The sequence below is a fragment of the Streptomyces sp. NPDC004561 genome (assembly GCF_053602155.1).
Genome location: NZ_JBSGDB010000895.1, coordinates 1 through 1,464, shown reverse-complemented (window position 1 = coordinate 1,464; position 1,464 = coordinate 1). Strand labels below are relative to the sequence as shown.

Below are 1,464 nucleotides of genomic sequence, written 5' to 3'. Positions count from 1 at the left end.
GCTGAACTTCAGCGTGACGGTCGAGCCCGCCAGCGAGGACAGGTCGAAGGACTTCTGGCTGTAGCCCGAGGCCTTGTTGAGGTTCGAGTAGGTCGCCAGGGTCTTCGAACCGGCGGTCACCGTCAGCTTGTCGTACGCGGTGCTGGTGGTGGTCTCGGAGGTGTCGATGTGCAGGTAGAAGGTCAGCGTCGCCTTGCAGCCCGCGGGGATCGTCACCGACTGGGACAGCGTGTCGGTGTGCGAGGTGCCGTAGCCGTCGAGCCACGCCTTGTAGGAGCCGCCGTGCGCCGCCTCACCGGGGTCGTTGGTGATGACACCGCTGGTCGAGGTCCAGCCGGTGCTCCCGGACTCGAAGCCGGGGTTGCTCAGCAGTTGGGTCGAGGTGCAACCGCCGCCACCGCCACTGGAGTTGACCGTCCAGGTGAAGCTGGCGGTACCGGTCGCGCCGGTGGAGTCCTTCACCGTGACGGTGGTGCTGTACGTGCCCGCCGTGGTCGGTGTACCGCTGATCAGGCCGGTGGAGCCGTTGATGGACAGGCCCGCCGGCAGCCCGGAGGCGCTGTACGTCAGGGCGCCGCTGTTGGTGCTGCTCGCCTGGACCTGCAGGCTCACGGCCGTACCGACGGTCGAGGACTGGTTGCCCGGGTTGGTGACCGTCACCCCGTTGCCGGGCGGGGTGACGTGGCTGCCGACGTTGATGCCGGCGAAGGCGTTGGCGACTCCGGCGTACTGGGTGGAGTTGGCTCCGTACAGCGCGGTGGCCGCGTTCAGGGCGGCCGTGCGGGCCGCCGCGTAGTCGGTGCTCGACGTCATGTACGACGTCAGCGCCTTGTACCAGATCTGCAGCGCGGCGGCGCGGCCGATGCCGGTGACGGCGACGCCGTCGGAGGTCGGGCTGTTGTAGGTCACGCCGTTGATGACCTTGGTGCCGCTGCCCTCGGACAGCAGGTAGAACATGTGGTTCGCCGGACCCGAGGAGTAGTGCACGTCGAGGTTGCCGACACCCGAGTACCAGCTGTCGGCGGAGCCGCCGTCCTTGCTGGGCTGGTCCATGTAGCGCAGCGGGGTGCCGTTGCCGTTGATGTTGATCTTCTCGCCGATGAGGTAGTCACCGGGGTCCGATGCGTTGTTGGCGTAGAACTCCACGCCGGTGCCCATGATGTCGCTGGTGGCCTCGTTCAGGCCGCCGGACTCGCCGGTGTAGTCGAGCCCGGCCGTGTTGGAGGTGACACCGTGGCTCATCTCGTGCCCGGCCACGTCCAGCGAGGTCAGCGGGTCGTTGTTGGCGGACCCGTCGCCGTAGGTCATGCAGAAGCAGCTGTCGTCCCAGAACGCGTTCACGTACGCGTTGCCGTAGTGGACGCGGGAGTAGGCGCCGACCCCGTCGTTCTTGATGCCGCTGCGGCCGAAGGTGTTCTTGTAGAAGTCCCAGGTCTCCTGCGCGCCGTAGTGGGCGTCGGCGCC

1 protein-coding gene is annotated in these 1,464 nt (G+C 67.6%); it reads right to left on the bottom strand.

The window, feature by feature from the left end:
• On the bottom strand, window positions 1-1,464 hold a 1,464-nt coding region (locus ACWEN3_RS46500; protein WP_452984482.1), incomplete at both ends, for a M4 family metallopeptidase.